Annotated in this window: 4 protein-coding genes; 1 reads left to right on the top strand and 3 read right to left on the bottom strand. The window is 48.5% G+C overall.

Annotation, left to right across the window (positions count from 1 at the left end; genetic code table 11):
• Window positions 1-499: 499 nt before the first annotated feature.
• The 3 genes from F453_RS15885 to rlmD all read right to left on the bottom strand — a co-directional run bounded on the left by F453_RS15885 (window position 500) and on the right by rlmD (window position 3,500).
• Window positions 500-643, bottom strand: coding sequence for a hypothetical protein (locus tag F453_RS15885; RefSeq protein WP_169333990.1), 144 nt, complete (start codon window positions 641-643; stop codon window positions 500-502).
• Window positions 644-840: 197 nt separating this feature from the next.
• Window positions 841-2,031 (bottom strand): porin, encoded by a 1,191-nt coding sequence (locus tag F453_RS0113490; RefSeq protein ID WP_018968483.1) that lies wholly within the window; start codon window positions 2,029-2,031, stop codon window positions 841-843.
• A 47-nt stretch (window positions 2,032-2,078) separates the two neighbouring features.
• A complete protein-coding gene (gene rlmD / locus F453_RS0113485) occupies window positions 2,079-3,500 on the bottom strand; it encodes a 23S rRNA (uracil(1939)-C(5))-methyltransferase RlmD (protein WP_026292593.1) in 1,422 nt (473 codons plus the stop codon).
• A 296-nt stretch (window positions 3,501-3,796) separates the two neighbouring features.
• Here rlmD and ppdK point away from each other — a divergent pair, with 296 nt between their 5' ends.
• On the top strand, window positions 3,797-6,517 hold the full coding sequence (gene ppdK / locus F453_RS0113480) for a pyruvate, phosphate dikinase (RefSeq protein ID WP_018968481.1): 2,721 nt from the start codon (window positions 3,797-3,799) through the stop codon (window positions 6,515-6,517).
• The last annotated feature ends 450 nt before the right edge of the window (window positions 6,518-6,967 follow it).

Here is a 6,967-nt window from a genome sequence, read left to right as displayed (position 1 = left end):
TTAATAACAGAATTTTCTCCGTTTCATTGTACTTTACCATGTTTTTTTACTTTTTTTTGTTTGAGGTAAAGTGTCAACTTATTTAGTACACTACAGCTTACCGTAAGGCGCAAAACGGCAATTGTTTTTCTGCCCTGCCTAAACAGACATTATATAGTGAGGAAGCATTTTTCGCGCTAAGCGAAAGGGGGAATGTTTCTTCGCCAACAAACATGTTTGGCACAACTAATTTCACCAAACATTATCGGCAAGGCCATATAAAAGGCGCTTTATTTTTCTCTTGATAGGCTATAAACATGCACGAAACGACGTTCGCTTCAAATTAAAACACGTAAAGCGAACTTAGCATGCACACTGCCCAAAAGCGACGCGTGTATGTAACGAAAAAGTGATTGGTAAGCCACGCACAACTGTTGGTCTGACGAAGCGCATGGCCACAACTGGGTAATTACAAGGTGGGCGAACCGCTTACACGCCAAACACCAGGAAGAGAGCTACCTTATTCCACAGCATGTATCCAAAGGGCGAAAGCCACGATCAAAGCCGCCACAATGCTTAACACAATGAACAACACGCGACTAATGATACGCCGACGCTCACGCCAACTAAGGTTGCGTTGCTTGATGCGCTCTTCTTCGCTCATTTTTTGATTCCTACTTTTGTTCATTTAATCTAAAACAATCAAAGTTTGGATATAATATAGTTGACAAATTTACGAGATAACAAGTTTACATCATAACGAGTTAACGAGTTAACAAGCTAACAAGCACTTGTACAATGAGGGTTTCTCGTTGTGCAGTTGGCGAACTACGTAGGACAGTCCGCCAACTGCCAACCGCCTTAGAATTTCAATCCCACCTGGAAATCGATGAGGTTATAGTTGGGCGTTTTCAGTGATTTGTCGTTCACCCGCGCATATTCGGCGCTAAGTTTGAGCCTTCGCGATAGTTCGCAATCAACGCCTAGTTCGTAAAATGTCTTAGCCGTATTGCTCTTTCCGTTAGGACAATATTGGTCGAAACGCGCCTTTACATGCAACTTCTTACCATTAAAATCGGCCACAGGAGCAATAATCAGTCCGTAGAAGCCATAAGCCTTGTCGCCAGCAGCATAGTTTATGTTGGCGTCTTGCTCGTCGGCCTTGGTGTTGTATGTGGTTTTAAAGCCATAACCTTTACTATAAATGTATTCGCTACGGAAGGTCCACCCCTTCGTAACATACTCGCCACTGAGGGCAAAACGGCGTTTTTCCACCGTCTGCTTTCCCTTTACGGTCTGCTCTTTACCATCAATATCAAGTATAGGTTGATGCGTATCGGGGTCTACCAGCGTGTAACTGCCTTTTCGGGCGTAAGAACCGGTCCACCCGAACGCACCTATACGCATGCCTTTAACAGGCATAACCCACAGTCCGCCGATAACATCTTTGCGCTGGTCGGCATCACGCATGTTGATACCTTGTCCGTTAAAAACGCCCACCTGATAGTGAACCAGCGGCCGATCGTTGCTATTAGGAAAGAGGTCGCCCTGTATTTGCAAGCCGATATCACGTCCGTTACTGGGCGCTTCGCCAGTTCGGTCGCTAAATCCCGATAGTTTCAGCACGCTCTGACCAAATGACATGAAGCCCTGATCGATAGGATGGAGGGGGTTTTCGAAGGTGAACGGCCGTTTAAACTGTCCAAGTTTCACACGGAAAGGTTTAAACTTCTGCCATTCGGCAAACACGTCTACCACACGCGGCGATGCGCCAAGCGTGGCCGTATTGCCGTTAAACTGGATTTGGGCTTTCCAATAAAAGTCGGTAAGCGCCCGTCCTTCGAGCGATATACGCGCCATACGGATGTTAAATCCGTTACTTTCCGCATCCTTTTGGTCTACCCATTGATACTGCGATATTAGGTAGCCGCTAAGTTTAAGGTCGCTTACAAGGGTTAGTTTTTTCTCTTCCACTGGCGTTTCACCAGTTTGAGCGCTGACCTGGAGCGTTGTTGCCGCCAAGAGCAGTGCAAACATTGCCTTTTGTTTCATGAGTATCTTGTTAATAGTTATTGTCTAGAAGTATCGTTGTCAAAGGGTTAGTTGCGGCGTTCCAGCAGCACAACGTTCTCTACGTGAGGCGTATGCGGGAACATGTCTACGGGTTGTACGGCCGTCACCGCATAGCGTTCGTCTAGCGCGATAAGGTCGCGCGCCTGCGTTGCAGGGTTACAACTAACGTACACAATGCGCTGGGGATTGGCTCGGATGATGGTTTCGATAACGTCGGCATGCATGCCTGCGCGGGGCGGATCGGTGATAATGACATCCGGTTGGCCATTGTTGGCGATGAATTCATCGTTCAGGATGTCCTTCATATCGCCAGCATAGAAGGTGGTGTTGCTAATGCCGTTCAGTTCGCTATTCACCTTCGCGTCTTCGATAGCTTCGGGAACATACTCCACGCCCACCACTTTCTTAGCCTGTCGAGCCACAAAGTTGGCGATTGTTCCCGTGCCCGTATACAGGTCGTACACGGTTTCGGTACCGCTAAGGTTGGCAAAGCGGCGCGCCACATCATAAAGATGGTAAGCCTGTTGGGTGTTGGTTTGGTAGAAACTCTTTGGTCCTACCTTGAAGCGAAGGTCTTCCATCACCTCGAAAATATGGTCGTTGCCCTTGAAAACATGCACGGGCAGGTCGCCGAAGGTGTCGTTACACTTTTGGTTATCTACCCAAAGGAGCGACGTTATCTGCGGGAAACGCTCGCCAACATGGGCTAGCAGGGCCTCGGCCGTTTGTTGGTCGGTAGCGGTTTCGAAATGAAACTGCACCAACACCATCCATTCGCCCGTGTCGCTGTTGCGTATCATCACATCGCGCAACAAGCCCGTTTGTTGTCGTAGGTCGAAGAAGCTGATGCCCTTCGTTAGTGCATAATCCCTTATCTCGTTGCGAATTTGGTTTTGCAGGTCGTCCATCAGCCAACATTTCTCGATGGGCAGTATTTTATCGAATGCCCCCGTGATGTGAAAACCAATGGCGTTCATGGTATCGAAGGTTGCACCCGAGGCAACTTCTTCTCGGGTTAGCCAACGTTTGTTAGAACATCCGAATTCCAGTTTGTTACGATAATGTAGGGTGAGTTGCGACCCCATGATGGGATAGAACTCGGGAAGCTGCACATGCGAGATGCGCGAAAGCTGGTCGTACACCTGCTGCTGCTTGGCCCGCAACTGTTCTTCGTAAGGCAAGTTTTGCCATTTACAGCCACCGCAAACGCCGAAATGCTGGCACACGGGTTCAACGCGCGTGTCGCTATACTGCACGAAACGCACCACTTCAGCCTCGCAATAGCTGTGCTTTTTCTTTCTAATCTTGAGGTCTACCACGTCGCCCGGCACTACAAAGGGTACAAAAACAACCATGTCGTTGACTCTCGCCAACGCCTTCCCTTCTGCCGCCACGTCTGTAATCGTAACGTTTTCCAGTATCGGAAAATCCTTTCTCTTTCTTGCCATATATATAATAAGGTGTAACGCGCACGTCTTATGAGTAGTTACGAGGGGCGACACTCCACCCCTTTTCTTCACAATGGCCAAGCGCATGCAACGCCAACATCGCGTTCGCATTTACGTTACACACATGCAAAGATACATATTTTTATAAGAATATCCGAACAAAAGCCGTTCCGTTTACGATAACAGCCCTTTTTGCCATGTATAAATTACAAAATCGGGCATGAAAGTTTTGTAAATCAATAATAATTAGTTATATTTGCAAAAGGTAAAAACAGAAAGTATTATACGTTTAATCAATGAGTGAGAAAAGAGTTTACACCTTCGGCAATGGCGTTGCTGAGGGTAAGGCAGACATGAAAAATCTGCTTGGTGGTAAAGGTGCCAACTTGGCTGAGATGAACCTTATCGGTGTGCCAGTGCCTCCGGGGTTCACCATTACTACGGACGTTTGCAACGAGTACTTCGAAAAAGGGAAGGAAAAGGTTGTTTCCCTGCTTAAAGGTGAAGTGGAAAAGGCAGTGCAACACATTGAAGGCTTGATGAACAGCAAGTTCGGCGACGTGAACAATCCGTTGCTCGTGTCTGTTCGTTCGGGTGCTCGCGCCTCCATGCCAGGTATGATGGACACCATCCTTAACCTCGGATTGAACGACGAAGTGGCCAAAGGCTTGGCACAAAAGTCGGGCAACGAGCGTTTCGCTTACGACAGCTACCGTCGCTTCGTGCAAATGTATGGCGACGTGGTGCTGGGAATGAAGCCCACAAACAAGGAAGACATCGATCCATTCGAGGAGATTATACAGCAGGTTAAGGCCGAACGTGGCATCAAGCTAGACAACGAAATGAGCGTTGAAGAACTCAAGAAGCTCGTTGTTCTGTTTAAGCAAGCGATCAAAAAACAAACAGGAAAAGACTTCCCCACCGACCCCATGGAGCAACTTTGGGGTGCTATCTGCGCCGTGTTCGACAGCTGGATGAACGAGCGAGCTATTCTCTATCGTAAGATGGAGGGTATTCCCGCCGAATGGGGAACGGCCGTTAACGTGCAAGCGATGGTGTTTGGCAACATGGGTAACACCTCGGCAACGGGCGTTTGCTTCAGTCGCGACGCTGGAACTGGCGAAAACGTGTTCAACGGAGAATACCTCATCAACGCCCAAGGCGAAGACGTGGTAGCAGGAATCCGCACACCACAGCAGATAACCAAAGAGGGATCGCTGCGCTGGGCTGCTCAACAGCTCATTGAAGAAGATGTACGCGCAAGCCAATATCCCTCTATGGAGGAGAATATGCCTGAGATTTTCGCTCAGCTTAACGCCATTCAAGAAAAGCTTGAACGTCACTATCACGACATGCAAGACATGGAATTTACCGTACAAGACGGCAAATTGTGGTTCTTGCAAACACGTAACGGAAAGCGTACAGGTACTGCCATGGTGAAGATAGCCATGGATCTGCTCCGCGAAGGCGAGATAGACGAGAAGACGGCTTTAAAGCGCTGCGAGCCAAACAAACTAGACGAACTGCTACATCCCGTCTTCGACAAGGCCGCACAAAAGCAAGCTAAGGTTCTTACACGTGGTTTGCCTGCATCGCCAGGTGCTGCCTGCGGACAGGTAGTGTTCTTTGCCGACGACGCTGCTCGCTGGCACGAAGAGGGACACCAAGTTATCATGGTGCGTATCGAAACCTCACCCGAAGACCTCGCTGGTATGACGGCTGCCGAAGGCATCCTTACCGCTCGTGGCGGTATGACCTCGCACGCTGCCGTTGTGGCTCGCGGAATGGGCAAATGCTGTGTTTCGGGTGCTGGCGCCATCAACATCAACTATAAGGAACGTACGCTTGAAATAGACGGCGTGGTGTTGCGCGAAGGCGATTACATATCGCTTAACGGTAGCACAGGCGAAGTTTATCTGGGTCAAGTTACAACACAGCCCGCTAAAGTAACGGGCGACTTGGCCGAACTAATGGAACTTTGCAACAAGTACACCAAGCTGGTGGTTCGCACCAACGCAGATACGCCCCACGACGCACAGGTTGCAAGCAACTTCGGAGCTGTGGGTATCGGTCTCTGCCGCACTGAGCACATGTTCTTCGAGAACGAGAAAATCAAGGCCATGCGCGAGATGATCTTGGCCGATAGCAAAGAAGGTCGTGAGAAAGCACTGACCAAACTGTTGCCCTTCCAACGCCAAGACTTCTACGGAATCTTGAAATCAATGAACGGGTACCCAGTTAACGTGCGCTTGCTAGACCCACCTTTGCACGAGTTTGTTCCTCACGACTTGGAAGGACAGCAAGTAATGGCAGCCGAAATGGGTATCTCGGTGCAAGAAATTCAACGTCGCGTGAACTCGCTGAGCGAACATAACCCCATGCTGGGACACCGCGGTTGCCGTCTGGGTAACACCTATCCCGAAATCACGGCCATGCAAACGCGCGCCATTCTTGGTGCTGCCATTGAGCTGAAGAAGGAAGGATACGACCCACGTCCCGAAATCATGGTACCGCTCATTGGTGTTGTTCACGAGTTCGACGAGCAAGAAAAGGTTATCCGCGACACAGCTAAGAAACTCTTCGAAGAAGAAGGTATGGAGGTTGACTTCCACGTTGGAACCATGATTGAGGTACCACGTGCAGCCTTGGTTGCTGAAAACATCGCTAAGAGAGCCGAGTATTTCAGCTTTGGAACGAACGACCTTACGCAGATGACTTTCGGTTATAGCCGCGACGACATTGCCAGCTTCTTGCCTGCTTACTTGGAGAAGAAGATCTTGAAGGTAGACCCCTTCCAGGTTCTCGACCAAAAAGGTGTTGGCCAACTCATTGATATGGCAGTGAAGAAAGGCCGTTCTACACGTCCCGAACTAATCTGCGGTATCTGTGGAGAGCATGGTGGCGAACCCGAATCGGTGAAATTCTGCCATCGCGTAGGACTCAACTACGTTAGCTGCTCACCCTTCCGTGTGCCCATCGCACGTTTGGCAGCCGCGCAAGCAGCAGTAGAAGAGTAGGAAGAAAAGGGGTGGCGGTTGACTAGTTAACACACCTCCCTCCCCCAAAAGCTACTATATAACAACGCAACAGGCATCCTCAATAACGAGGATGCCTGTTTGTTTTGTGGACGAAAGAGGTAACGGCAAGACCGCGGAATATCGTTCATATAGGGCCTTTACCCTTTTATAGGAATTTATTTTCAAACAAGTTCAGTAACCTTTCACAAGTTACATTCTGCAATCCGGCCGCTTTCAAGAAGTCACTATTGGGCAAATCTCCCTTTATCAACTCTGCAAAACGAGACATATCTTATCTATAAGATCTACATATTTGCACATTCTCAACGCCTTAGATTTTGTGCAAATATAATGATTTTATTACAAACCAAGAAACAATAAGGTACATTTTAAGGTGATTATCAGCATTTAAGAAATAATATTAACAAAATGGCACTCCTTTAGAAACAC

It is taken from the genome of Hoylesella loescheii DSM 19665 = JCM 12249 = ATCC 15930, assembly GCF_000378085.1.
Lineage (GTDB): Bacteria > Bacteroidota > Bacteroidia > Bacteroidales > Bacteroidaceae > Prevotella > Prevotella loescheii.
Note: the sequence above shows the minus strand (reverse complement) of the source record. Positions and strands in the feature narration are given on the sequence as shown.

What these genes read in the sequence shown, in the direction of transcription:
- F453_RS15885 (WP_169333990.1), bottom strand. Translation starts at nt 643, where the DNA reads ATGAGCGAAGAAGAGCGCATCAAGCAACGCAACCTTAGTTGGCGTGAG.
- F453_RS0113490 (WP_018968483.1), bottom strand. Translation starts at nt 2,031, where the DNA reads ATGAAACAAAAGGCAATGTTTGCACTGCTCTTGGCGGCAACAACGCTC.
- rlmD (WP_026292593.1), bottom strand. Translation starts at nt 3,500, where the DNA reads ATGGCAAGAAAGAGAAAGGATTTTCCGATACTGGAAAACGTTACGATT.
- ppdK (WP_018968481.1), top strand. Translation starts at nt 3,797, where the DNA reads ATGAGTGAGAAAAGAGTTTACACCTTCGGCAATGGCGTTGCTGAGGGT.